The sequence below is a fragment of the Azorhizobium oxalatiphilum genome (genome assembly GCF_014635325.1).
GTDB lineage: Bacteria > Pseudomonadota > Alphaproteobacteria > Rhizobiales > Xanthobacteraceae > Azorhizobium > Azorhizobium oxalatiphilum.
In genome coordinates this window covers 61,331-87,348 of record NZ_BMCT01000005.1, presented here as the reverse complement: position 1 = coordinate 87,348, position 26,018 = coordinate 61,331, and the positions used below count along the sequence as shown (strand labels likewise).

General features: G+C 66.2%; 17 protein-coding genes. 8 read left to right on the top strand and 9 right to left on the bottom strand.

Features of this window, described 5'->3' with window-relative positions:
* Positions 1 to 66 precede the first annotated feature (66 nt).
* From IEW24_RS17050 to IEW24_RS17025, 6 genes are all read right to left on the bottom strand, one after another.
* On the bottom strand, positions 67 to 3,231 hold the full coding sequence (locus tag IEW24_RS17050; protein ID WP_188580818.1) for an efflux RND transporter permease subunit: 3,165 nt from the start codon (positions 3,229 to 3,231) through the stop codon (positions 67 to 69).
* Complete coding sequence (locus tag IEW24_RS17045) at positions 3,228 to 4,346, bottom strand: efflux RND transporter periplasmic adaptor subunit (protein WP_244644497.1); 1,119 nt, start codon at positions 4,344 to 4,346, stop codon at positions 3,228 to 3,230. Before IEW24_RS17045 ends, IEW24_RS17050 begins: the two co-directional genes overlap by 4 nt.
* Positions 4,347 to 4,418: 72 nt before the next feature.
* Positions 4,419 to 6,038, bottom strand: coding sequence for an MFS transporter (locus IEW24_RS17040; RefSeq protein WP_244644496.1), 1,620 nt, complete (start codon positions 6,036 to 6,038; stop codon positions 4,419 to 4,421).
* A 29-nt stretch (positions 6,039 to 6,067) separates the two neighbouring features.
* Positions 6,068 to 7,069 carry a glutaminase A gene (gene glsA, locus IEW24_RS17035; RefSeq protein ID WP_188580814.1) on the bottom strand — a complete coding sequence of 334 codons (1,002 nt, stop codon included), beginning with the start codon at positions 7,067 to 7,069 and terminating at the stop codon, positions 6,068 to 6,070.
* Between the two features lie 648 nt (positions 7,070 to 7,717).
* Positions 7,718 to 8,965, bottom strand: a complete 1,248-nt coding sequence (locus tag IEW24_RS17030) for an ATP-binding protein (RefSeq protein WP_188580812.1) — start codon at positions 8,963 to 8,965, stop codon at positions 7,718 to 7,720.
* Complete coding sequence (locus tag IEW24_RS17025; protein WP_188580811.1) at positions 8,962 to 9,690, bottom strand: response regulator; 729 nt, start codon at positions 9,688 to 9,690, stop codon at positions 8,962 to 8,964. Before IEW24_RS17025 ends, IEW24_RS17030 begins: the two co-directional genes overlap by 4 nt.
* Before the next feature lie 422 nt (positions 9,691 to 10,112).
* Between IEW24_RS17025 and IEW24_RS17020 the strand changes: the two genes are divergently transcribed.
* The gene (locus tag IEW24_RS17020; RefSeq protein WP_188580809.1) at positions 10,113 to 11,024 is read left to right on the top strand and encodes a DUF3313 domain-containing protein; all 912 of its coding nucleotides are present in this window, start codon (positions 10,113 to 10,115) and stop codon (positions 11,022 to 11,024) included.
* Between the two features lie 85 nt (positions 11,025 to 11,109).
* Here the strand turns inward: IEW24_RS17020 and IEW24_RS17015 are convergent, their stop codons facing one another.
* From IEW24_RS17015 to IEW24_RS17005, 3 genes are all read right to left on the bottom strand, one after another.
* On the bottom strand, positions 11,110 to 14,757 hold the full coding sequence (locus IEW24_RS17015; RefSeq protein ID WP_188580807.1) for a TonB-dependent receptor domain-containing protein: 3,648 nt from the start codon (positions 14,755 to 14,757) through the stop codon (positions 11,110 to 11,112).
* A gap of 119 nt (positions 14,758 to 14,876) precedes the next feature.
* On the bottom strand, positions 14,877 to 15,899 hold the full coding sequence (locus IEW24_RS17010; protein ID WP_244644494.1) for a FecR family protein: 1,023 nt from the start codon (positions 15,897 to 15,899) through the stop codon (positions 14,877 to 14,879).
* Positions 15,900 to 16,032: 133 nt separating this feature from the next.
* Positions 16,033 to 16,545, bottom strand: coding sequence for an RNA polymerase sigma factor (locus IEW24_RS17005; protein WP_188580803.1), 513 nt, complete (start codon positions 16,543 to 16,545; stop codon positions 16,033 to 16,035).
* Between the two features lie 675 nt (positions 16,546 to 17,220).
* Here IEW24_RS17005 and IEW24_RS17000 point away from each other — a divergent pair.
* The 7 genes from IEW24_RS17000 to IEW24_RS16970 all read left to right on the top strand — a co-directional run bounded on the left by IEW24_RS17000 (position 17,221) and on the right by IEW24_RS16970 (position 25,991).
* Positions 17,221 to 18,048, top strand: coding sequence for an SDR family oxidoreductase (locus tag IEW24_RS17000; protein ID WP_188580801.1), 828 nt, complete (start codon positions 17,221 to 17,223; stop codon positions 18,046 to 18,048).
* A 65-nt stretch (positions 18,049 to 18,113) separates the two neighbouring features.
* Positions 18,114 to 18,827: a RibD family protein gene (locus IEW24_RS16995; RefSeq protein ID WP_188580798.1), complete on the top strand. Its 714-nt coding sequence runs from the start codon at positions 18,114 to 18,116 to the stop codon at positions 18,825 to 18,827.
* Between the two features lie 7 nt (positions 18,828 to 18,834).
* Positions 18,835 to 19,194 carry an MFS transporter gene (locus tag IEW24_RS16990; RefSeq protein ID WP_188580796.1) on the top strand — a complete coding sequence of 120 codons (360 nt, stop codon included), beginning with the start codon at positions 18,835 to 18,837 and terminating at the stop codon, positions 19,192 to 19,194.
* Positions 19,195 to 19,239: 45 nt separating this feature from the next.
* Positions 19,240 to 20,133 carry a LysR family transcriptional regulator gene (locus tag IEW24_RS16985; protein ID WP_188580794.1) on the top strand — a complete coding sequence of 298 codons (894 nt, stop codon included), beginning with the start codon at positions 19,240 to 19,242 and terminating at the stop codon, positions 20,131 to 20,133.
* Positions 20,134 to 20,871: 738 nt separating this feature from the next.
* Positions 20,872 to 22,044 carry an efflux RND transporter periplasmic adaptor subunit gene (locus IEW24_RS16980; protein WP_188580792.1) on the top strand — a complete coding sequence of 391 codons (1,173 nt, stop codon included), beginning with the start codon at positions 20,872 to 20,874 and terminating at the stop codon, positions 22,042 to 22,044.
* Positions 22,041 to 25,181: an efflux RND transporter permease subunit gene (locus tag IEW24_RS16975; protein WP_188580790.1), complete on the top strand. Its 3,141-nt coding sequence runs from the start codon at positions 22,041 to 22,043 to the stop codon at positions 25,179 to 25,181. The genes IEW24_RS16980 and IEW24_RS16975 overlap by 4 nt, the downstream gene beginning before the upstream one ends.
* Before the next feature lie 243 nt (positions 25,182 to 25,424).
* Positions 25,425 to 25,991: a TetR/AcrR family transcriptional regulator gene (locus IEW24_RS16970; RefSeq protein WP_188580788.1), complete on the top strand. Its 567-nt coding sequence runs from the start codon at positions 25,425 to 25,427 to the stop codon at positions 25,989 to 25,991.
* Positions 25,992 to 26,018 lie beyond the last annotated feature (27 nt).

Here is a 26,018-nt window from a genome sequence, read left to right as displayed (position 1 = left end):
TAGGGGCCTGTCCTGCCTAGGAGAGCGCGCGGAATTCTGGCGTCCGCGTCGGGAATGGGGTCGAACTCAATCCGTCCTGTCCGCCACCGGCTGCGCGGGGGCGGGCTGCGGCTGCATGCCGACCATGCCCTTCAGCCGCTCGCGCAGCGTCTGCACCAGCACATAGAGGGCAGGAATGAGCAGCAGGCCGATGAGCGTGCCCACCAGCAGGCCGCCGAACAGCGTCATGCCGATGGAGCGGCGGCTGCCCGCGCCTGCGCCGGTGGCGAGCACCAGCGGCAGCACGCCCAGCACCGAGCCGAAGGCGGTCATTAGAACGGGCCGATAGCGCTGGCTGGTGCCGGAGGTGGCGGCCTCCAGAATGCCCTGCCCCGCCTCGCGCTGGATCTTGGCGAATTCCACGATCAGGATGGCGTTCTTGGCCGCCAGCCCGATCAGCAGCACGAGACCCACCTGCGCATAGACATCCAGCGGAATGCCAGCCAGCGTGAGGCTGCCCAGCGCGCCCAGCACCGCCACCGACACCGACAGCATCACCGCCACCGGAACCCACCAGCTCTCGTATTGAGCAACGAGGAACAGATAGGTGAAGACGATGCCCATGATGAGGATGACGCCGGTCTGGCTGGCCGCCTGCGTCTCCTGCAAGGACAGGCCGGTCCATTCGAAGCCGAAGCCTTCCGGCAGCGTCTCGTGGGCAAGCGTCTCCATGGCCGCCAGCGCCTGCCCGGAGCTTGTGCCGGGTGCGGGCTGGCCGTTGATGGCCGCGGCGGGGAACAGATTGTAGCGGCTGATGGCGTTCGGCCCGAAGGCGGTGGAGGTGACGACGAGCGATTGCAGCGGCACGAAATCGCCGGTGTCGCTGCGCACGTGCAGCCGCAAGATGTCGTCCACCTTGCCCCGGAAGCCGGCCTCATCCTGCAAGCGCACCTGATAGACGCGGGCATTCAGGTTGAAGTCGTCCACATACACCGAGCCGAGGTGCGCCTGCATGGTGGAAAAGATCGTGGCGGGCGTCACGCCGGCCAGTTCCGCCCGCTGGCGGTCGATGTCGAGATAGATCTGCGGCACGTTGGCGCTGAAGGTGGTGAAGACGCCGGCAAGGCCAGGGGAAGCGTTGGCCTTGAGGATCATGGCGCGGGTGGCTTCCGCCAGATCCTCCGGGCTCTGGCCGGCGCGGGCCTGCAGGCGCAGGTCGAAGCCGCCAGTGTTGCCCAGCCCCGGAATGGCCGGCGGGTTGAAGGGCACCACGGTTGCCGCCGGCAGGCCGGCGAACTGGCCGCGCAGATGGGCGAGGATGCCGCCGATCTGCTCGGCCGCCGTGCGCCGCTCTCGCCATGGCTTGAGCGCGGCGATCACCATGCCGGTTTCCGAGCCGCCGCCGCCGATCATGCTGGCGCCGGCGATGCTGATCACATTGTCAACGCCCGGGGTTGCGCGCACGGTGCGCACCACATCGTCCAGCACCACGCCGGTGCGCTCCAGCGAGGCGGCGTTGGGCAATTGCACATTGACGAACAGATAGCCGAGATCCTCGGACGGGATGAAGCCCGTGGGCAGCACACGGAACAGCGCCGAAATGCCCGCGAAGACCGCGACCATCACCAGCACGCAGATGAGCAGCCGGCGGCCGAGCCCGCCGAGCAGACCCACATACCAGTCGCGCGAGCGGTCGAGCGCACTGTTGAACATGCGGAAGCCGCGAAAGATGGGCTTGGCATCCTTCGGCTCGGGCTTCAGCAGCATGGCGCACAAGGCGGGGCTGAGGGTCAGCGCATTGATGGTGGAGAGCGTGATGGTGACAAGGATGGTGACGGCGAACTGCCGGTAGAGCTGGCCCGTGATGCCGCCGACCAGCGCGATGGGCACGAACAAAGCCGCCAGCACCAGGGTGGTGGCGACGATCGGCCCCGTCACCTCGCGCATGGTGATGAGGGTTGCTTCAACGGGGCTGGCGCCGCGCTCCGCCATCACCCGCTGCACATTCTCCACCACGATGATGGCGTCATCCACCACCAGGCTGATGGCGAGCACGATGGCGAACAAAGTGATGGTGTTGGCCGAATAGCCCATCATCATCAAAATGGCGAAGGCGCCCACCAGCGACACCGGGATGGTCAGGGTGGGGATCAGCGTCGCGCGCCAGTTCTGGAGGAAGATGTAGGTGACGAACACCACCAGCGCGAAGGTGATGGCGAGCGTGATCCCGATCTCGCGGATGGTCTCGCGCACGAAGGAGGTGGTCTCGAACACCACCGTATAGGCCAGATCGTCCGGGAAGGTGCGGGCGAGACGCTCCAGCTCCGCATTCACCGCATTGGTGACGGCCAGCGCATTGGCATCCGGCGACTGATAGATGACGAGAGCGGCACTGGGCTGGCCGTTGAATTTCGCCGCCGTGTCATAGGATTGCGCGCCCAGCTCCACCCGCGCGACGTCGCTGAGGCGCACGATGGCACCATCCGCATTGGTGCGCACCACGATGGCCTCGAATGCCTTGGCATCCGGCAGCCGGCCGCGCGCCATCACGTTCATCTGGATTTCCTGCCCCGGCGCGGCGGGCGGCGAGCCGATGAGGCCGGCGGAGGCCTGCGCGTTCTGTGCCCGCACGGCGGCGGCGATATCGGCGGCAGTCAGAGCCAGCGCCTGCATGCGGTCCGGATTCATCCAGATGCGCATGCTGTAGATGGGGCCGAAGATGTCCGCCTCGCCCACGCCCGGAATGCGGGAGAGCGCATCGCGGATGTTGATGGCGGTGAAGTTCGAGATGAAGATCTCGTCCCGCGTGCCCTTGGGTGAATAGACCGAGACGCCCATGAGCATGCTGGTTGAGCGGCTGCGCACCGAGACGCCGGTCTGGGTGACGGCCGTGGGCAGGCGCGGGGTGGCAAGCGCCACGCGGTTCTGGACATTCACCTGCGCGATGGCCGGATCCGTGCCCACCGCGAAGGTAACGGTGAGCACATAGCCGCCGCTGTTGGTGCTGGTGGAGGACATGTAGAGCATGTCTTCCACGCCGTTCACCTGATCCTCGATGGGCGCGCCGATGCTGTCCATCACCACTTCGGCATTGGCGCCGGGATAGCTCGCCGTCACCTGCACCTCGGGCGGGGTGATGGGCGGGAACTGCGCCACCGGAATGCGCGAGAGCGCGAGCAGCCCGGCCAGCAGCGTCACCACGGCGATGACCGCCGCGAAGCGCGGGCGGGCGATGAAGATGGCAGAGATCATCGCGCGGCAGCCCCCGTCCCGGAGGCCGGCATCACGCGCACCTTGGCGCCGGGCCGCACATGCTGGAGGCCCTCCACGATGAGCCGCTCGCCGCCGGACAGCCCCTCCTCCACCGCATAGGTCTGGCCGATCTGGCGGCCGGTGCGGATGCGCTTGACCACCGCCGTGTCGCTTGCATCCGCCAGCAGCACGAAGCGTCCGTCGCGGTCGAGCTGCACCGCGCCCAGCGGCACCACCGGCAGGCGGCGGGGCTCGGTGGTGCGGATCAGCACGGTGACGAACTGGCCCGGCACCAGCACGCCGTCGGGATTGGGGAAGATGGCCCGAACCGGCAGCGTGCCGGTGCGCGGATCCAGCTCGTTGCCGGCGAATGCGATCTTTCCGCTGGCGGCGAAGGGCGTGCCGTTGGAGAGCCGCAGCGTGGGCGTGAAGCGCGCCGCCAGATCCTCCTTGGAGGCCCCGCCCGTGGCCCCGCGCAGATCGAGAATGGCGCGATCGCTGACCGAAAACACCACCCGGATCGGGTCCACCTGCACCACCCGCGCCAGCGGGCCGGAGGACGGCCCCACCAGACTGCCCACCGCGAAGGCCGCCGTGCCGATGCGCCCGGCGATGGGCGACTGGATGCGGGTGTAGCTGAGATTGAGCTCCGCCTGCCGCACGCCGGCCTCCGCCGCCAGAACATTGGCGGCGGCGGTGTCGCGCCCGGCCTGCGCCTCGTCGAGGGTCGCCTGCGAGACGGTGCTGCTGCGCCTGAGCTCAAGATTGCGGGCGAGGCGCCCCTCGGCGTCGGTCAGGGCGGCGGCGGCCGCCGCCAGGCGGGCCTGCGCGGCGACCAGGGCCGCTTCATAGGGCGCCTTCTCGATGAGGAACAGATCCGCTCCCGCCGCCACCGCCTGCCCCTCGGCGAAGGGGCGGGCCTCGATGAAGCCTTCCACGCGGGCGCGGATATCCACCGCGTTCAGCGCCTCCACGCGGCCGATGAATTCGGAGGCCGGGGCCACGTCCTCCAGCGCCACTTCGGCCACTCCCACCGCCGGCAGCGGGGCCTGAGCCCCCGCCGGGGCGATGGCCAGCGGCATCAAGGCAAGCAACAGCAGGCAAACCGCGGACATACGCCACTCAACCGGACGCCCCATGATGCTCCCCCCGATCCGTACGCCCCGAACGCGGCTTGGCAGATGACCTCAGGGCTCGGGGATTTCCCCGGGCCGATAGTTGGGCAGGCGGCTCGCCGGCAGGATGGTGAGCAGCGCGAGGCCGGCCATGATCAGCAGCCCGATCTTCAGCGCCTGTAGCCGGGCTTCCGTATTCACCCGGATCGCCTCGGCCTTCTGCTCCGGCGAGGCGGTGGTGCGACCGATCACCTCTTCCAGATGGGCGTTGCTGACGAAGGTGATGCTGTCGAGATTGACCTGTGATTGCAGATCCTGCGGCAGTACCGGATTGGTTGCGAGGCGACTCATTACCGCACTGGAGAGCAGGCCGACCAGCAGCGCCCCCGCCACCGCCGTCCCCACGGCGGCGGCCAGATTGTTGGCGGTGCCGCGCAGCGAGCCCACGTCACCGGCCAGTTCCTTCGGCGAGGATGTCACCAGCACGTTGAACAGCAGCGTCACCAGCGAGCCCTGGCCGATGCCGAACAGCACCAGCCCGAACAGCACCGGAATGGAACTCCAGTCATTGCGCACCACGAAGGCCAGCCACAGCAGGGCAACCGCGCACAGGCAGAAGCCGAACCGCCCGATCTGGCGCGGGGTGAAGCGGCTGTAGAAGCGCACGATCACCATGGCCGCGAAGAAGACGGTGAGGTTGAACGGCAGCATGGCCACAGCGGTCGCGATGGGTGTGCGTCCCTGCACGATCTGGATGTAGAGCGGTACGGAGAAGTTCAGCGCCGCCTCCAGCGCCACCACCGCGAACATGGCATAGACCGCCGCCCGCTCCTCCGCCGAACCGAGCACGGAGAGCGGCAGCAGCGGCGTCTGCCCGCGCGCCTCGCGCGCCCGCGTCCAGACGAAGAAGCACTGCCCCAGCAGCGCGCCGAGCACGATCATCACCGGTGCTGGCGAAAGGCCGAACAGGCTGAAGGGGGCGGCGGCCTGCGCGAAGCCAAGCCCCCAGCGGTTGAGATTGTTGAAGCCGAAGCTGATGAGGATGATGGCGCTGGCCGCGAACAGCACGCCCACCATGTCGATCTGCACATTGGGGCGTCCGCGATCCGGCTTCAGGCGGAAGCTGAGCAGGAAGACAAGAGCCGAGACGGCGATGAGCAGGCCGAACACCGGCCGCCAGCCGATATAGGTGCCCAGCATGCCGCCGATGAGGAAGGCGGCCACCCCTGCCCCCGCCCGCGCGGAGCCCAGCGCGCCGAGGGCCGTGGCCTGCTGGCTGCCGTGATAATTCTCCGCGATCAGCGCCACCAGCGCGGGCACGATGATGGCACCCGCCGCGCCGCAGAGGGCCTGCGCGCTGATCATCACCGTGGCATTGGGGCTGAAGGTCATCAGCGCCTGCGCGCAACCGAACACCACCACGGCGACGCGGAAGGCATTGACCGCGCCAAAGCGCTGGTTGAGCTTGGCGCCCAGCATCACGAAGCCGGCCACCAGCATGGAATAGGCCACGATGCCGGTGGCGACCGTGGTCGGCGGCACACGGAAGCTCGCCACCATGCCGCCGAGCGCCACGGGCAGGGATGCCACGTTGAAGGACATGATCACCTGCCCGAGCGCGATGGCGATCATCGGCACCCAGGAGGCGTGTTCGTCGGCATGCGTGTGGCCGTAGGCCGCTGTATTCGCCATGACACCCTCCCGATTGCGCGCCGTTTGGATCAGCGCGTCGCACTGGAGACCAGCAGGTCCAGTCCCAATCGCTGGGAGAGGAACTGCGCCACCAGTTGTCCCTTGACGCTGTTGCCCGCCTCATCGAGCGGCGGCGCGAAGGTGCCGAGCCCGCCCTTGCCGGGCGAGACGGTCACGATGCCGCCACCGATGCCGCTCTTGCCGGGCAGGCCGATCTCGTAGAGCCAGTCGCCCGAGGTCTCGTACATGCCCGCGGTGAGCATGACGGCGAGGGCGTAGTGGCACACATCCGGATTGACCACCTGCTCGCGGGTGACGGGATTGAAGCCACCATCCGCCAGCGTCGCGCCCATGATCGCGAGATCGCGGGCGCTGACATTCAGCGCGCACTGGCGGGTGTAGAGGTCCACCGCTTCCAGCGGGTCGCAATAGATGCGCCCGAGGCTTTCCAGCATCCAGGCAATGGAGCGGTTGCGGAAATTGGTGGCGGTGGCGGAGGCATAGACCTCCTCGTTCAGCGGCAGTTCCCGTCCGGCGAAGCGCGACATGCCCTCATGGATGAAGCGCCATTTCTCTTCGGTGCTGCTGCCGGGCACGAGGCTGGTGGTGGCGATGGCGCCGGCATTGACCATGGGATTGGTGCGCCCGTCGCCGCCGCGCTCGATGCCGGTCAACGAGTTGAAGGCATAGCCCGTGGCATTGGCGCCCAGCCGCTCGCGCGCGCCGGTGGCGCCGATGACGTCGCAGACCAGCGCGAAGACGAAGGGCTTCGACACGCTCATGATGGAAAATTCATAGTCGGCATCGCCGACGGCGAAGATCTCGCCATTCACGCCCGCCACGCAGATGCCGAACAGATCCGCCGGCACCCGTGCCAGCGCTGGATAGACCTGCGAGACGGTGCCCTGGCTCAGGGACGAGAAGCGGTCGTGCGCATCGCGCACCAGCTGCTGCACATGCTCGGCCGCCGGCAGGTGGCCGGTGGAGATGTGAGATCGCGAAGGATCGACCAGGGGAACAAGCAGATCCATGCGCGGACGCCCCTATTCAGCATCGAGCAAATGAGCATCGAGCAAGTCGGACACCGGACGATTGGGGATCACAAACCACAATCGCAATGTAGAACAAGGGCGTACGCAGGACAACTCGCACGTCCACTATTCTCCCCCGCTCCTCGAACAGTCAAGCTGTTACGCAGCCCGCGGCGAAGAATACATCATTCCAGTGCAACAATATATTCAGATACCGCCGGCATCTTCACCGGCTAAAGGCCGTGCAGCCGGCCTGCTTTTCCGCGCGAAAGCGGTCTGCGCCCGCGCACTGCGGCTGCCGCACACGTTTCTGTCGGCCCCCTGCCCGGCGGGGGCAGAGGGCCGACCCGACCTCGAAAGGCCGGGCACCGGAGCGGATGGGGGCGGGATACCCACTCCGGTACAGATCGGGGGGAGCGGCGTCCCGCTCCTTAGAGAATGGCGCGCACGCTGGCGGGGCAGCGGACCCGGCATGGCCCCGGCATCAGGGCACGAGGGCTCGTTGGCCTCTCCCGTTGTTGAGCCGGAAGATGCAAGGCAATGTTCGCCTTTGTAAGGAGAAGCGTGTCCTTATGTTTCGGATGGACGCAATTTCATGTTGAACCATGTCCATCCGGGACCGCCGCCCGCGATCAGCGGAGCGGAACCTCAGCTCATGTCCGCATCTGCGGGCGCGCGAGACACAGACGGCAGCTCGATGATCTGAACCAGCCCGCGCTGTTCTCCATTGGCGATGGTGATGTCGCCGCCGGCCTGCCGGATGATCTCGCGGGAGATGGTCAGCCCCAGCCCGGCGCCGGGAATGGCCTGGCTGCGAGCTTTGTCGGCGCGGAAGAAAGGTTCGAAGACCTGCTCCAGCAAGTCCGGCGCGATGCCCTCCCCGTCGTCGCGGATGGTGATCCGCGTGGCCGCGCCGCCGGTCACGCTGACCACGCCGCGCACGCCATGGGTGGCGGAATTGATCAGCAGGTTCCGCAAGGCGCGGCTCAGCCCCAGCCGGTTGGCGTGGACATGAGCCTCGCATGTGCCGTCGACCTCGATGGCGAAGCCCTGCTCCTTCAGGTCCGTGGCGATGCTGTGCACGAGTTCATCAACCCGGATGAGTTCCCTGGAGGTCCGGGTGGTCTCCTCGCGCACCAGCTGGATGGCGCTGTGGGCGATGCGCTGGAGTTCGTCGATATCCTTGAGCCACAGGCCGCGGTCCTCGTCGTCGGAGACGAATTCGGCGCGGAGCCGCATGCGCGTCAAAGGCGTGCGCATATCGTGACCGGCCGCCGCCACCAGACGCATGCGGCTTTCCATGGCGCGCTTCAGGCGTGCCGACAGGGAGTTGATGGCCGCAGCCGTGGCACGGACCTCCGCCGGTCCGCGCTCGGCAAGCTCGGGCAGGACGCCATCGGGCGTGACCGCTTCAACCGCGCTTTCCAGCAGAGCCAGCGGCCGGCTCATACGGTTCGCCGCCAACACCGCGATGAGGCCGACGCCGATGGTGATGAGAGCGAACCAGCCCCACAGCTGCGGATCGGAGGGCGGATCGAAATCCACCAGCAGCCACCGCTCGGGGCCGAGCTTCACGGACGCGACACGGATGCGGCTGTCCGACCGGTTGTAGGCCACGGTGAGATCGAGCGGCGCCCCGAGCCGGACCGAGGCATCGCGCAGCACGCGGGTCTGATCGGCATCGGGCCTGCCATCATAGGGATGGGGTGACAGCCCCTCCGGTGCGGGCGCCTGCGCCGCGAGCCGCTCCATGGTGATGAGCTGCCGGGCGAACAGCTCCACCACCGCATCCGTGGGGGTCCGGAAGGCATACATCATGGTTGTGGTGATCAGCACCACAACAGCAATGATCGAGCCCACCAGCAGGAGCGCGATCTTGGCACGCAGCGTCCTCATGCCGGGCCATCCGGCATGGAGACCTTGGCCGAGAACTGATAGCCACCGTTGCGCACCGACTTGAACATGGGCTGCGCGCCATCCCGCGACAGCTTGCGCCGGAGACGGCTGACCAGAACATCGATGGAGCGGTCGAGCACGCCGCCATGGCTGCGCCCCGTCAGATCAAGCAACTGGTCGCGGGACAGCACCCGGCCCGGTCGATCCAGAAAGATCACCAGAAGGTCGAATTCGGCGCCGGTGAGCGAGATGTCAGCGCCATCCCTGCCCCGCACCGACCGGGTGGACGGATCCGCGACGAAATCGTCGAACTGGTAGAGCACGCCCGCCGGGGGCGCCGCCCGCGCGATGATGCCCCGGCGCAGGACCGCGCGGATGCGGGCCACCAGCTCGCGCGGATTGAACGGCTTGCCCAGATAGTCGTCGGCGCCGATCTCAAGGCCGATGATGCGGTCCACATCCTCCTGCAAGGCGGTGAGCAGGATGATCGGGATGTTCGATCGCGCCGCCCGGAGGTCGCGGCACAGATCGAGGCCAGACCCGTCGGGCAGCATCACATCGAGCACGATGAGATCGATCTGGTTGGTGACGATCCGCTCATGCACCTCGGCGCATTTCGAGGCGAGCAGAACGCGGAACCCCTGCTCTTGCACATAGCGGGCGAGAAGCTTGCGAATTTCGGCGTCGTCATCGACGACGAGCACTTGCGGCGCGGTGATATCCATGACGAGCCGTGACGATCCCCAATTCCCGCTCGGTATATTGCCATGCTGCGGGGGTCCGGAAGCTTTTTTATGTCAAAGCCTCTCCATCAGGGCACGAAACACGCTTCGTCATAAGAAACCGTATCCCGGAAATAGTTTGACACATCTGGCCTCACTTTATGCCCGGCACGCCTCCTATCGCTTGATCACCGCCCCTGGAGATCGAGGCATTCCAGATGCATTTCAAAGCCGGTGAGCAGCCGAAAGGCGCTGTCCCATACAATAAAAGCACCATATCCGACGTTCTGAGAACTAAACATCCGATTCAATACGAAGACGATGGCGCTGCATCTCAGCGTGAACAACACTGCATCTGCATCCCGTCCGGGAACCTTCCTGCGATTTCGGGGACAGATACGGCATCCGGCCCATTGAACAACGATATGTTCCGCCTTCGCCGCACGGAAGCAAATGTGGCGAACGGGCCATCTGCCCGCCTCGCCCTGCGGGGCGGGATCGCCGCGAAGCCCTCGCGTCTCGTCCTGCTAGCCGCCGTCTCCGCTTTGCCGGCCTGCGCGCCCAACCCGCTGGTGCAGGGCACGGCCCTCTCCTCCTATGAGTCCATGACGCCGTCGGACGGCCTCGTCACCAAATCGCGGATCAGCGTCAACAAGCCCGAGGTGCTCGCCGCCAGGACGGTCAGGATCGCCCCGACCACCTTTTCCCCCGCCATCGCGCCGAAACTGACGCCGCAGCAGCGTGAGCTGATCGCCAACAGTGTCAATCGCGCGCTTTGCGTCAGCCTGAGCGACCGCCTGAAGGTGGTTCCGCCGGACGAGGCGGCGGACCTGACGGTCAAAGCCGCTGTCACGCAGGCCACCGAAACCGATGAAGTGGCGGCCGGGATTTCCGCCGTGGCCGCCATCGGCACCAGCTTCATCGACACCGGCGTGCCCGTGCCGACACCCCGCATTCCGCTCGGCCTCGGCAACCTGTCCATGGAAGCGGAAGCCGTCGACCCGTCCGGGCGGCAGCAGGCTTCCATGCTGTGGGCGCGTGGGGCCAATGCCTTCTTCAGCTCGCCCCGCGCCTCCAAGGCCAGCGACGCCTATGAGCTGGCCGACGCCTTCGGTGAGGATTTCGGCACCCTGCTGGTCAAGGGGCAGAGCCCCTTTGGCGACGCCGGGTTCGATCTGCCCTCCTGGCAGAAGGTCAATTCGGCCATGGGCCTGCCGCCGAAATACGCGGCCTGCGAGCGCTATGGCCTGTATCCCGGCCTCGTGGGCGTGGTCGGCGGGCAGCTTGGCCTGCCTCCCGAATGGACCGACAGCGGCGCCAAGCGCGCCGGGCCATGAGCCCGGCGCGCGCCCCCACGCTCCAAGTCTCTGATAGAGAATGTCTTGCGGCTTGGATTGCGGAGCAATCAAAGCCGGACATGCTCTAGAAGCGGTAGTTCAGGCCGATCTTGAACAGATGTGCGCCAAGCGAATTGGAGGCATCCCGGCCGTTCATCACCTCTGACGTGCCCACATGGTTCACGAGGCCATGGATGGGCTCCTCATAGGGGCTGCAGCGCACCTCGTCGTCCGGCGGCGCGGCGCAGTAGTCGATGACCTCCGGATCATCGGGGAACTGCTCCACGAGGCTGGGCATCTGCTCGGCACCAACCTGTTCGACGCTGCTGTAGCTGCGCGTCACGCCCGCCCGCGCGGTGCGCAGGCGCGTGCTCTTCTTCGGGAAGTAGGCATAATTGTATTCCGCCTTGATGGACCAGCGGTCGTTGAGCGCATATTCGGCACCGCCACCGACACTGAAGCCGCTGCGCGTTCCCGCCACCTGCTCGACCTCGAACAGGCTGGTGCTGGTGCCGTAGGGATCGGTCGACATGGCGCCGTTGGAGCGATACTGGTCGCGCGAGGCCATCTCGCGGGCGAAAGCGAAGCCGCCGGTGCCATAGACCAGCAGGTCGTCGCGCACCGCATAGCCGAGACGGGCGCGCAGGGTGGACATCCATTCGATGTCGTGATGGATCTTGGACTGGAGATAGCCGCTGTCGGCCAGCGTACCCTCGGTGGCCATGGCCGCCTGCTCGGCGCCGAGATGAGTGCGGCTCCAGTCGGCCTCGATGCCCACCACGAAACGGTTCGCGAACTGATAGGCATAGCCGATCTGCCCGCCATACAGGACACCGGCGAAATCCTGATCCATGGATTCCGTGCCGGGAATGCCGCCCGGCGTGCCGTCGAGTGCCGTGGTCGTGCCGTTCAGAGCGGCAAATCCCGCGCCCACATGGCCGCCCGCATAAAGGCCGGTCCAACCGCCGCGTTGCCCCGCGCCCCCACGGCCGAACGGTCCGGAGAGCCTCGGCACAGGATCGGCACCGCCGAAGGTGCCGGTCAGGGTCGCATAGAACGTACGGCCGGGGCCGGGCTGCTGCACGAGGCCGAGCGGGTCCACATAGTATTCGTCGAGCAGGTTCTCCACCCGCACGCCCGCGGTCCAGGTCTCGTTGATCTTGTAATCAGCATAGACATCCACCAGCCAGTAGGGATCCCAGTCCACCAGCGCGATGAACTGGCTGGCGCCCTGCGCCGTGACCTGCCCGTGCGCGATGGCGCGGGGGCCGTTGTAGGAAACCCGCCCGCCGAGCGTGAAGGCATCGTCGAACATCTTCTGCGACACGGTGAGGCTGGCGGAATATTCCGGCGGCACGAAATTGGTGGCGAAGTCGCCATAGAGCGACTTGCTCTCGCAAGCGGAGGACGACTGGCAATAGGCCACGTCCAGATAATAATTGGCGCCCAGCTCCGCGGTGAACCCGCTGTTTTCATAGCGGGCCGACAGTTCGAGACCGGAGAATTTGGCCTGATCGATGTTGAAAATCTGCATGCCCTGCGCACCGCCGGGCAAGGCCACGAAGGCGCGGGCGATATAATCCTGCACCGTCCAGTTGAAATACTGGAGCTTCAGCATGGCCCGATCCTTGTCGGTGAACAGGCCATCGCGCATGAAGTTGGCGCCGATCTCCCAGTTGCTGGAGCGCTCGGGATCAACGTCCGGGTTGCCGGTCAGCGAGAAGGCCGAGACCGTCTCCACGAGGCTCGGGAAGCGCAGGACGTTCGAGTAGTTCACATAGAACTGCGCGCCCTTCACCGGCTCGATGGTCACGCCCGCCGAGGGGCTGAAGCCGCCGCCGTCCCGGTCGGGCTCGGGGTTGAGCGTGCCGAGGTTGGCGGGAATGGCCCGGTCGTGCGACCAGAAATGCGCATAGCGCAGGCCACCGTTCAAAGTCAGCCAGTCCACCGGCTTGTACGCCGCCTTGGTGAAGGCCGCCGCCTCCTGCCGCTGGCCGTCGCGCGGGGTGAAGCCGTTGTCGAGATAGAAGGCATAGGACGTGGGGCTGGCATCCTCGCTGAGGAAGGACAGGCCGAGCGTCAGATCGAGGTCGCCATACTGGCTGAGCGCGAAGCTGGAGATGTTGGTGGCATCCGCCCCCCACATGGTGGCATCCGAGCCGGTGCGGCTACCCCCCGGCAGTCCGATGGACTGGGGCGTCAGGATGCTGCGGCTGGGGTTGCGCATCTCCAGATTGGTCAGCCACAGATTGGCGCTGAGGTTGATGAGGCTGTTACCGCTCGGGTTCCAGCGATAGCGGGTCGTGAAGGTGTCCACCGAGGCACCCGCCGTGTCGTCCTGCTGCACCGACTGGGTGCTGCTGCCGGTGAGCAGCGAGGCGCGCATGTCGCCGGCCTCGCTGCGGAAGCCGGAATAGCCCAGTTGCAGGGTCTGGTCATCGGCAAAGCGCAAGGTGGCCTTGGTCAGCAGCGAGTGGGTCTCCAGCTGCGTGTTGAGCACCTCCTCACCCGAGCGGTAATTGGCCAGCCCGCCATTCTCCGCATAGTCCCTGTAGGCCTGGGCGGGATAGCAGGTGGTGCCCATGCAATAAGGCTGCGGGCCGGTGAGGACCGGCGCGGCCGAGGGGCCGTTCGACCCGGCGAAGTAGTTGCCCTGCTTGCGATAGGCATAGGCCGCCAGCAGATCCCACCCCTCCTCCTTCACCGCCACCACGGCGCTGCCGGAGCCGCTGGTGGGCGCGAGGAAGGCGGGCCGATCAAGGCCGGTGGACGACGGCGTCACCGTGGGATAGCCGCCAGCGATGTTCTGGAAATTGAAGCCTGCGGCATCGCCCGCATTGGGTGCGGCGGTATTGGTGCCGAACCCGCCCTTCACCCGCATGCCCCAGCTGTCGCCGGGCTTGATGATGTCGTCGGCATTGAGCGTGCGCATGGCAACGGTGCCGGCGATGCCGCGCGAGGACACATCCGAGCCCTTCTGGATGTCGATGCCCGCCAGCAGGTCCGGGTCCACGAAGGTGCGGTTCGAGACGCCCTGATACCCCTGATAGACCGACGTGGCGTTCTCCGCGCCGTCGATGGTGGTGGCCACGCGGCCGAAGCCCTGCATGCCACGGATGTTCACATCGATGGAACCGGCGCCGTTGCGCGCCTCTCCGGACATGACGCCCGGCGTGCCGCGGAACATGTCGGCGGGGCTGTAGCCCCGGAAATGATCGATATCGCCCTCGGAGATGAAGGCGACGGGACCGGGCGTCCGGTAGGGGGAGTGCGAGGACGAGGGATGCCCGCTGGACACCTCGATCACATCCAGCAGCAGCACGCCATCGGGCGCCACCGGCACAGCCTCGGCGGCGACCTGCCGGCCCACCACCACGGTTCCGTCCGGGGTGATGCGGAAGGGCAGGCCCGAGCCCTCCAGCATCAGCGAAAGGGCCTGTTGCGGCGTGTAGCTGCCGTTGACCGGACGCGATGTCAGGCCGCGCGAGGTGGAGGCGGCCAGCGTGACCTGCATCCCGGCCTGCCGGCCGAAGGCATTCAGGGCGGCGGACAGCGGCTGGGCGGAAATGGCGAAGCTGCGGGTGGCGGCCACGCCCGCATTTGCCGTCTGGGCGGTGGCGGCGGGCACAAGCGGCAGCAGGCAAAGCGCGGCGAGAGCTGTGGTCGCAAGAAGCTTCGGGGCCGGTCGCATGGAGCGGGCGCGGCGCGCGTATCCAGGTGTCTGTAGGCTCATGTGGTCTCGTCTCGGATAGCCGTTGAGCGCCTGCGCATGCGCTTTCGGATCCAATGACGATCAGCGCCGGAATTTTTTCCGGGTCAGCGATATATTTTTCACGAACGGTAATCGATTGCTCAAAACCGCGAGATCAGACGCAGGTAAGGCGAGATCTCGCGCACATGCCCGCCATAGGGTTCAACCAGCGCGCGCAGCGCGCGATCGGGATCGCGCAGGTCGTAGAGGCCCGTGACCTTCTGGTTGGCCAGAGTTGCGTCCGGCAGGCTGATCCAGGCGGAATGGTAGCGCCTGAGGCGCTCCACCACCGAGCCGATGGTCGCCTCTTCAACAAAGATCCGGCCGTTCCGCCATGCCCCGATGTCGTCGGGGGCGACCTTGCCACGCTGCATCTCGCCCGTGTTGCGGTCGACCACCATTGTGTCGCCGGGCGCGAGGGTCTGCCCGTCTGCGGCAGCGGACGGCGTATGGGAGACGCTGACCACGCCGTGCGCCAGTTCCACCTCCGTCGCCGCAGACGAGAGGCTGACGTCGAAGGCCGTGCCCAGCACGGTGACGTCCACCCCGCCGGCCCTGACGACGAAGGGACGGGACGCATCCCGCGCCACCTCGAAGAAGGCCTCGCCCGCCAGCAGCGTGACGCCCCGCCGCCCCTCGGCAAGATCGGTGGCAATCGCACTGTCGGCACCGAGCGTGATGACGCTGCCATCGGCGAGGGTCACGGACCTGCTCTCGCCGGTCGCGGTGCGATGATCGGCCTCCAGCCGGAGCATCAGCGAAGGCCAGGCCATGAACAGGATGAGGCCGATGGCAGCCACGGCAACCGCGCCGGCCATGCGGCCGCGCCGGGCCGGACGTCCGGCTGCGGCACGCGTGTCGCCCACGCGGCGCGAGGACGACGTGGCGAGCGCCTGTGCGGCTGCGGAGGGCTGTTCCCACATGCCGGCATGGGCCGGCTCCACCTCGCCCATGGCCCGCCACGTCCGACGCGCCTTTTCCCACGCACGGGCGTGAGCCTCCGATTGCGCGAGCCAGGCCTCGAAACGGCGCAGGACATCGGCGTCGCCGGGTGCATCCGTGAGATACAACATCCAGTCGATGGCCTGCTCCAGAAGCGGGTCGGCTTTCTCGGTGTCGCTCAAGCTCGATCCTGTCTTGCCGGCCCCATCTTGCCGGCCGCATGTCGCCGGCTTTGTCCATGGCCGGCACGCCGCCTTTAATACGGTTCGGCCACAAAGACGATTTGCCCCGACATTTTTTTCACGGCGTCCGGCGTCAGCCGTCATCCCTGTCGAGGCGGACGGCGATCTGGAGCATGGCGGAGCGGACATGGCGGTGGGCGGTGGTGATGGAAATGCCCAGATGGCTGGCCACCTGCTCCAGCGTGAAGCCGCCGAACCGATGCATCTCCACGGCCACCCGCGCCTCCAGCGTCAGGCCGGCGAGCACTTCGGTCACGATGCGCACCTGATCGCAGAGCAGAAGCTGCTGCTCCGGCGTCGGGGTCGCCTGCGGCTCGGTCCAGAACGGCACGTCCCGGGAGGTCTCCCGCGTCTCCACCTTGCGGCGCTTCAGCACATCGAAGGCGAGGTTGCGCACGATGCGGTAGAGAAAGCCCAGCGTCTGCTCGGGAGTGGAAGCCTGCAGGCGCGCGGGCATGAAGCGCAGATAGGCATCCTGAACGATGTCCTCGGCGGCATCGCGCGAGCCGAGTATGGGCGTGGCATAGTCGATCAGCGCGGCGCGGTGCGACAGATACACCCCATGCCGGACATCACCGTCCTTCACGGCCCCACCCCGCCGGCATGCCGTTCAGGCACGGCGCGGTCGCCTTGTCTGCTCTCGAACTTGCCCGCACGCATGGATCCCACCACCAGCCATCGCAGACACTGATAGCGCGATGCACAAATACTGCAACGCCAATGATTTGTACCGATTCCAGCTTGGGTATCTGGTTCGACGATCATGATGACGATCAGCAGCGGATCATGATGCTCCGGGGCGATCGGGCAGCGGCAGATCCCCCGTGTCGTCGAGAGCCTTACGCCCCCGATGCGGATCAGCGGCGGGGCTTGGGCAGGCCGACCTGCAGCCACTCCTTGAACACCTGGATGCGGACCCGGCCGGCGCGCTCGATGCCATGCATGGCCCTCGACAACGTGCCCCTTGGCTAAGAACCGGCGTGGGTTCGGCCGACCTGCCCTCGCCGGAGCGTACATCCACAATCCACCGCATGTTTCCGCCGCCATGCCTCGACCTGCGCCCCAAGGACCGCGCCGATGCGTACGATGGGAAAATCGGTGCCCATTGATGAATGGGCGACATATTCTCATGCGACGCGCCGCGCCTAATACCGCTCGACGTTCGCAGCTAGCATCCCTGCTGCCATGAAGCGTCTGGCGCGCTGAAGTTCACGGTATACTCCCGGTCCCTCCGGGACGCGGACAAGCGCAGGAGAATGCCATGAAGAACGTTGTAGTCGTCGTTGGCCCCGGCCTGATCGGACAGGCTATCGCCCGACGCGTGAGCGCGGGAAAGCGCGTCATCCTTGCCGACCTGAAGCAGGAAAACGCTGACGCCGCAGCAGAGACCCTCGCCAATGCGGGCTTCGACGTGACGAGCACGACGGTGGACGTTTCCTCGCGTGCGTCCGTGCAGGCGCTCGTCGCGCAGGCGACCGCTTCAGGCGAGGTCATGTCTCTCATCCACGCCGCCGGCGTCTCGCCGTCTCAGGCTTCTCCGAAGACCATTCTTGCCGTCGATCTCTACGGCACCGCCGTGGTGCTCGAGGAATTCGGCAACGTCATCGCGGCCGGTGGCGCCGGCGTCGTCATCGCCTCCCAGTCCGGTCATCGTCTCGGCGCGCTTACCGCCGAAGAGGATGCAGCCCTCGCCCTGACGCCAACGGAAGAACTGCTGTCCCTCCCCTTGCTTGCCCCTGAACGGATCACGGATTCCCTGCATGCCTATCAGCTCTCCAAGCGGGGCAATGCACTGCGCGTGAAGGCTGAGGCTGTGCGATGGGGCAAGCGCGGCGCGCGCATCAACACCATCAGCCCCGGCATCATCATCACCCCGCTCGCCCGCGACGAACTCAGCGGCCCGCGTGCGGGGGGCTACCAGCGCATGATAGACCTGTCGCCGGTCGGCCGCGCGGGAACACCGGATGAAGTGGGCAACGTCGGAGCACTGCTGCTCGGTTCTGATGGCGCTTTCATCACCGGCAGCGATTTCCTGATGGATGGCGGCGTCACCGCCTCCTATTTCTACGGCGAACTCACCCCCAAATGATCATCTGATCCGCAGGCGGAACGGCCGCACCGCCCTGTCCCGCCGCTTGCCCGAGAGGAGCCAACATGAAGCCCCACATCATCTGCCATATGATCACCTCGCTGGACGGCGGCCTGCATCCGAGCCGCTGGACGCGAAGCCCGGACGGAAACCGCTCGGACTGGCATACCCTCTATGAGGAACAGCATGAGGCGTTCGGGGGGAGCGGCTGGATCGTCGGCCGCGTCACCATGGCCGAGATGAGCAAGGCCAAGGCCCATCCGCCCGCGACGTGGGCCTCCGTCGCCCGCCCCTGGCATTTCGCCTCCCCCGATGCCGGCAGCATCGCCGTCGCCGTAGACCCGGCGGGCAAGCTGCATTTCGACGGCCCCACCGTAGGCGGCGACCATGTGATCGTCTTCCTCGGCGCAGATGTGCCCGACAGCCATCTGGCGGAACTTGCAGCCGACGGCGTCTCCTATGTGGTCGCGGAAGCCGGCTTCGATCTTGCGCCCATGCTCGATGTGCTCGGCCGGGAACTGGGCATCCGCCGCCTGCTGCTGGAGGGCGGCGCCCTGGTCAACGGCGGCTTCTTCGCCGCCGGTCTGGTGGATGAGCTGAGTCTCATCGTCGCCCCCGCCATAGACGGGCGCGCGGATGCCGGCGGCATCATCCGTACCGGCGCCGCCGGCCTGTCGGAACAGGTCGAGCTGTCACTGAAATCCTGCAAGCAGATCGGCCACGGCGCCCTGCACCTGCAATATGCCGTGACATCCCGCGCCGCCGGCACGCCGGCCTGAGTTGCTGATGCTGGGCACCGGCATCGCCGCGCTGGCGGGGCTTGCGGTGGCGCTCGCCACGTGGACCGGTCTCGGTGGACTGCCCGGCCTCGTCGTCCCGTTGTTCGTCTTCGTGGCCGCGACCGGGCTCATCGTCGCCAATTCCATCGCCGGCGCTCGGAACGACTTTCCGGCCCGCTCCGGCGCCGTCTCGGCGCTCGTTGGCGCCATGCAATATGGCAGCGGCATCCTGGGATCGGGGATGGTCAGCGCATTCACAACCGGCACTCCGCTGGCCATGGGCCTCGTCATCGCGCTGACCGGGATCGGCAGCCTGCTGTGCGCGGCATGGCTGCACCAGCTCAAGCCCGCAAGCGCCGTACACTGACCAATCCGCAACCTTCCAACGATGGCAACCTCCGGGAGCTCAGGCATGCAGCGCCAGGATCTGGCGGATCTTACCGCCTTCATGACCGTTGCGCAGGAGAGGAGCTTTACCCGCGCCTCGGCCAAGCTCGGCACCTCCCAATCGGCCCTCAGCCACACCATCCGCCGGCTGGAGGCGAACCTCGGCGTGCGCCTGCTCACCCGCACCACGCGCAGTGTCTCGGCCACGGCCGCCGGCGAGCGCCTGATGGCCACGCTGGAACCGGCGGTAGACCGCATCGCCAGCGAACTGGCCTCGCTCAGCGAACTACGCGACAAACCAGCCGGCATCATCCGGATCACAGCCTCGGAACATGCTGCGGATACCGTCCTGCTGCCGGCCCTGGAACCGATCCTGAAGACCTATCCCGAGATCGAGGTGGAACTGAGCGTTGATTCATCGCTTGCGGACATCGTGACCGAGAAGTTCGATGCCGGCGTGCGCCTCGGCGAGGCCATAGCGAAGGACATGATCGCCGTACCGATCGGCCCCGATCTGCGCATGATTGCGGTGGCTTCCCCCGACTATCTGGCCCGTCACCCCGCTCCCACCACGCCGCGGGAGCTGGCGGACCACAATTGCATCAACCTGCGCATGCTGACCGGCGGCGGGCTCTATGCCTGGGAACTGGAGCGGGACGGACACGAAGTGAAGGTCCGGGTCGAAGGCCAGTTCACCTGCAACAATGTCAACATGATCATCAAGGCCGCGGTGGCCGGCCTCGGAATTGCCTTCGTGGTGGAAGGCCGCGTGTCGCAGAGGATTGCGGACGGCCAACTCGTGCAGATCATGCCCGAGTGGTCGCCGACCTTCCCCGGCTATCACCTCTATTATCCGAGCCGCCGCCAAGCCTCCGCCGCCTTCGTGTTGCTCGTCGATGCGCTCCGCTATCGGCGCTAGAGCATGTGCCCGTCCGGGCTAGCCCCTAAAAAACACTCCACGCGGCGGCGAGAACCGTCACGTTCCTTGCGGGCTCATTCAGGCGGGGCGCCCGTCATACTCATGAATGGTCGAGATAGGTTCATGCTCGAGACTCCCTCTAATCGGTGCGCCCCATTCACGTTAGGTTAAATCGCGAATTCGGCCAGTGCCTCCTATCGTCTTCGCGAACCGACCATCGCTGTCGCCGCCCCCGCGGTGCTCAACGCGATCTTCGCGGCGACGGGCAAGAGGGTGCGCAATCTGCCACTGAGAAATACTGACCTGAAAATCAGCTAACCGGCTGCATATACATCAGCCCGGACGCGAAATCCCAATATCCGGAAGCCCCCCAAAGGGAGGCCTCCTCACACGAAGCTCCGGGAAGCCGCCCTTTCTCCGGACTTGCAGGCCCGGCCATCGAGGTCCTCACCTCGGTGGCCGGTTCGCATTTGGGGCAAATGTCGCGCCAGGCAGCAACGGAACGGCACCGCTCCTTCATGTTCAAACACTCATTTAATCCGGAATGAGCGAGTCACTTGGCATTCCCCAGCGCACGACTTTCATGAATACGCCGCATAATTGTTAGCCATGAAACGAGCGTTATCGCCCGCTGGCCAACGTGTATGCTGCATCGCAGCACAAATACGATGCCGACCCGATCCAGCGCGGCTGGCTGTTTTGCGCTTCCTCTCCCCCGAATTTGCACGCAGGGTCTGAATGCCTATCCGCCGGATGACGACTTCGCTTCTTGTCGCGGCTGCCTTCGGGACATCGCTGCCGCCCGCCATGGCGCAGGACGCCCCACCGCCCGCCGTCGGCGTCCAGCGGGTTGAAAGCCGCCCCTTCACCGAGAGCACCGAATATCTCGGCCGCGTTCAGGCCACCGAGCAGGTTCAGATCCAGCCGCGCCTGACCGCCTTTCTGACCAAGCGCATGTTTACGGAAGGCGCCGAGGTGAAGAAGGGCGATCTGCTCTATGTCCTCGAACAGGGGCCGTTCCAGGCCGTGCGCGAGGCGCGTGAGGCGGCGGTCAAGGAGGCGGAAGCGCAGTTGCGCAATGCGGCTCTGACCCTGGAGCGTGCCGAGCAGTTGCTGAAGACATCCTCCGGCACGCAGGCCTCGTTCGACAATGCGCAGGCCACGAAGCTGGCGCAGGAGGCGGTTGTGCTTTCCGCCAAGGCTCAGCTCCGGCAGGCGCAGATCGATCTGGACTATAGCGAGATCCGCTCCCCCATCGACGGCAAGATCGGCCGCACATCCGTCACCGAGGGCAACGTCGTCAGCCCCTCCTCCGGCGCGCTGACGACGGTGGTCAGCCAGGACCCGATGTACGTGACCTTTTCCGTGCCGGTCCGGGCCGCTCTGGATATCCGTCGGCGTCTGTCCGGCGGCAGCGGATTTGGCGCCCTGCAGGTTCGCGTCAGGCTGCCGGACGGTCGCATCTACGAGCACGTGGGCAAGCTCGACTTCCTCAACAACAGCGTGACCTCCAACACCGATACGCTCATGCTGCGCGCGGTCGTGGCCAATCCCGCACGCGGCACCGCGAACGCGGTGGGCACCGAGCGCGAGCTGATCGACGCGGAATTCGTCACGGTGCTGCTGGAGGGGGCGACGCCCGTCTCCCGGATCACCATTCCCCAGAGCGCGCTGCTGACCGACCAGGAAGGCAGCTACGTCTTCCTGGTGGATGCGGAGAAAACCGCCCGCCGCAGGAGCATCAAGCTGGGCCGTTCCGGTCCCAATGGACAGGTCGTGGTGGAGAACGGCCTTGCCGTCGGGGATCGGTTGGTGGTCGAGGGGCTTCAGCGCATCCGCAACGGACAGGTCGTATCCCCGGCCGATGCCGACCATGTGGCTTCCGTTTCTTCGAAGGCTGACCAGAAATGATTTCGTCCGTCTTCGTGGATCGGCCGCGCCTCGCGGTCGTGATCGCCATCGTCATGACCATCGCGGGCGCGATCGCCATGACGCGCATGCCCGTCGCACAGTTTCCGGACATCGTGCCGCCGCAGGTACAAGTGACGGCGAACTTCCCCGGCGCCTCCGCCGCCGTGGTCGAGGCCAGCGTCGCGCAGCCGCTGGAAGCCCAGATCGTCGGCGTCGACAAGGCGCTGTACATGAAGTCCACCAGCAGCAATGACGGCAGCTACAGCCTGACCGTCAGCTTCGCGCTCGGTACCAATCCGGACGTCAACACTGTCAATGTGAACAACCGGGTGCAGACGGCCCTGCCACAGCTGCCGGCGGAGATCCAGCGGCAGGGCGTCACGGTCCGCAAGCGCTCCAACGCGATCCTGCAATTCGTCGGCTTCTCCAGCGAGAAGCACGACTCGCTGTTCATCGCCAACTACATCACCATCAACGTCCTCGATGAGCTGTCCCGCATTCCCGGCGTGGGCGAGGCCCGGCTGTTCGCGCGCCTGCGCTACTCCATGCGGGTGTGGTTCGATGTGCAGCGGCTGATCAGCCTGAACATCACCCCGTCCGACGTCGCCGACGCCATCGAGGCGCAGAACGTGCAGGCGGCCACCGGCCGCATCGGCGCGCCGCCCATCGATGATGGGCAGCAGGTGCAGATGAACGTGCAGACGCAAGGGCGGCTGCAGACGCCCGAGCAGTTCGAGAACATCGTGCTCCGCGCCAATCCGGACGGATCGGTGTTGCGCGTGCGCGACGTCGCGCGTGTCGAGATCGGCGCCCAGAACCAGGACGTGGACAGCCGCCTGAACGGCAAGCCGACCGTTGCCGCCGCCATCTATCTGGCGCCCGACGCCAACGCCGTGCAGACCGCCGCCGCGGTGGACCGCACGCTGGAGCGGCTCGGCAAGCGCCTGCCGGAAGGCATGACCTACAAGGTCGTGCACGACTCCACGACCTTCGTGAACGACACGATCCACGAGGTGCTCCGCACCCTGGCCGAGGCGTTCGTCCTGGTGGTGCTCGTGGTCTTCCTCTTCCTCGGGAATTTCCGGGCGACGCTCATCCCCACCATTGCCGTGCCGGTCAGCCTGATCTTCACCTTCGTGGTACTGCTGGCACTCGGATATTCCGCCAACACCGTGTCGCTCCTCGCCATGGTGCTCGCCATCGGCATCGTCGTCGATGACGCCATCGTGGTGGTGGAGAATGTCGAGCGCGTCATGGAGGAGGAGCCTGACCTTACGCCCGCCGAGGCGACGAAGAAGGCGATGTCGCAGATCACCGCGCCGATCATCGCCATCACACTGGTGCTGCTGTCGGTGTTTGTGCCCATCGCCTTCGTGCCCGGTCTGTCGGGGCAGCTGTTCCGGCAGTTCGCCGTGACCATCAGCGCGGCCATGTTCTTCTCGGCCATCAACGCGCTGACGCTTTCGCCGGCCCTGTGCGCGATCTTCCTGCGCCATCAGGGGCCCCGAAAGGGGATCATGGCGGTCGTGCTCAAGGGGATCGATGCCGCACAGCATGGCTACACCTCCGTGGTACGCCGTCTGGTGCGCGTGTCCATCCTGTCGCTGATCGCTGTCGGAGCCTGTTTCGCCGGCACCTATGGACTGGCCCGCATCACCCCCTCGAGCTTCCTGCCGGAGGAGGATCAGGGCGCCTTCTTCGTCGCTGTGCAGTTGCCGGACGGGGCTTCCCTGCAACGCACCTCTGAGGCCCTGCGGCAGGTGGAGGAACGTCTGCAAGCCCTGCCGCAGGTGCGCGACGTCTTCTCGGTGATCGGCTATTCGTTGCTGGACTCCGCTTCGGAATCAAACGCTGCCTTTGCCTTCGTCAAGCTGAAAGACTTTGCCGACCGGCGTGCGGCGGAGGATTCTGTGCAGGCGCTCATCCGCAAGGTGGCGCAGGAGGGCAGCCAGATCCGGACGGCTCTTGTGCAGCCGTTCAATCTGCCGCCCATCATCGGCCTCTCGACCAGCGGCGGCTTCGAGTATCAGCTCGAAGCGCTGGAGGGTCAGTCGCCGACGGCCATCGGCGCGACGGTGCAGGGACTGGTCGCGGCCGCCAACGGCAATCCGAACCTTGCCCGTGTCTTCTCCTCCTACACGACGAGCACGCCTTCGCTCTTCCTCAACATCGACCGTGAGAAGGCGCAGGCGCTCGGCCTGTCCATGTCGGACATTTTCTCAACCCTGCAAGCCACGCTTGGCGGCCGGTATACGAACGACTTCAACCTGTTCGGCCGCACCTGGCAGGTCAATATCCAGGGCGAGGCGAGCAACCGAAGCAACATCGAGGCGCTGTGGCAGATCCAGATCCGCAGTTCCAGCGGAGAGATGGTGCCGCTGCGCGCAATCGCCGATGTCAGCACGGTGCTCGGCCCGCAGGTGATCACCCGCTACAACAACTACCGCTCCGTCACCATCAACGGCGCACCCGCGGCAACATCCTCCTCGGGCGCGGCCTTGCAGGCGATGGAGCAGGTGTCCGCAAGCACCCTACCCTCCAACTACGGGTTCGAATGGACGGGCTCGGCCTATCAGGAACGGCAGGCCTCGGGCCAGACGGGCGTGATCCTGGCCATCGCTCTCCTGTTCGCCTTCCTGTTCCTCGTCGGCCTTTATGAGAGCTGGATCATCCCGGTGCCGGTGCTGCTGTCGGTATCCGTCGGCGTACTGACGGCCTTTGGCGGCGTGGTGGTCGCGGGCCTGTCCATGGATCTGTATGCGCAGATCGGACTGGTCGTGCTCATCGCGCTGGCGGCGAAGAACGGCATCCTCATCATCGAGTTCGCCAAGGAGCAGCGGGAGGCCGGAAAATCCATCGAGGAGGCCGCGATCCTCGGCGCCCAGATGCGCTTCCGGGCGGTGATGATGACGTCGATTGCCTTCATCCTCGGACTGGTTCCGCTGGTGTTCGCCTCGGGCGCGGCCATGATCAGCCGGCGGGGCGTGGGCACATCGGTCTTCGCCGGCATGCTGGGCGCGAGCGCCATCGGCATCTTCCTGATCCCGATGCTGTATGTGGTCTTCCAGAGGCTCCGCGAAAGCCGGCTCGGCAGCTTCGGCAAGCGCAGGTCCGACCGGGCGCATGCACCACACTGAAGGCGGAAGGGATGCCAGGGGACACCGTGCCCCCGGCATCCCTTCGACCACCCGGCGCAGATGCAGCGGGTGCCCATCGCAGGCAGCCCAATCGATGTTCAGCACACGATAAACGTGCGTGTGCCTGTGGGCGATTGTGAGCCATCGAGGAGAAACACTGCTCAATTAAGCGCCTTGCCACTCGGGGACGGGAATGGCACTCATAGTGTCATGAGTGCCTCTCCAGTGTCACATACGGTTCGCATGTCGCTTCGCGATGAACAGGCGAAAGTGACGCGCGAGCGCATCCTTGAGGCCGTCGGGACGATCTTCGAGCGGCAACCGGACGAGGCGTTCTCGTTCGACGATCTCTCGAAGGAAGCCGGTGTAAGCCGCCGAACCATCTTCCGCTATTTCAAGGACAAGGACGCGCTTCTGGACGCCTTCCTGTCGCGGACCAATGAACGTCTGGGCGTTCCGGTCTGGCCTGACTGTGAAGCCGACCTTGTCGATCTGCCTCCCGACCTGTTCGAGGCACTGGAGCGGAACAGCGGCACGGTGCATGCCCTGAACGTTTCGGTCGCAGGCCGGGAGGTTCGCCTGAGAGACAACAAGGCCCGTCAGGCAGCCTTCCGGAAAAGCTTGAAGGACGCCAGCAAGGGCCTCAGCCGGCAGGAGAAGTCCTATCTGGAGGCGGTGGTCCACCTGCTTTTCACGACCTCCGCCTGGCAGATCATGAAGGACCACTGGCAGTTGGAAGGCCGCGACGCAGGCAAGGCTTCTGCCTGGGCAATCGGACTATTGCTCGATGCCGCGAAAGCGAAAAAGTAGACGCCTGATTTATTGAATCCCAGTCTC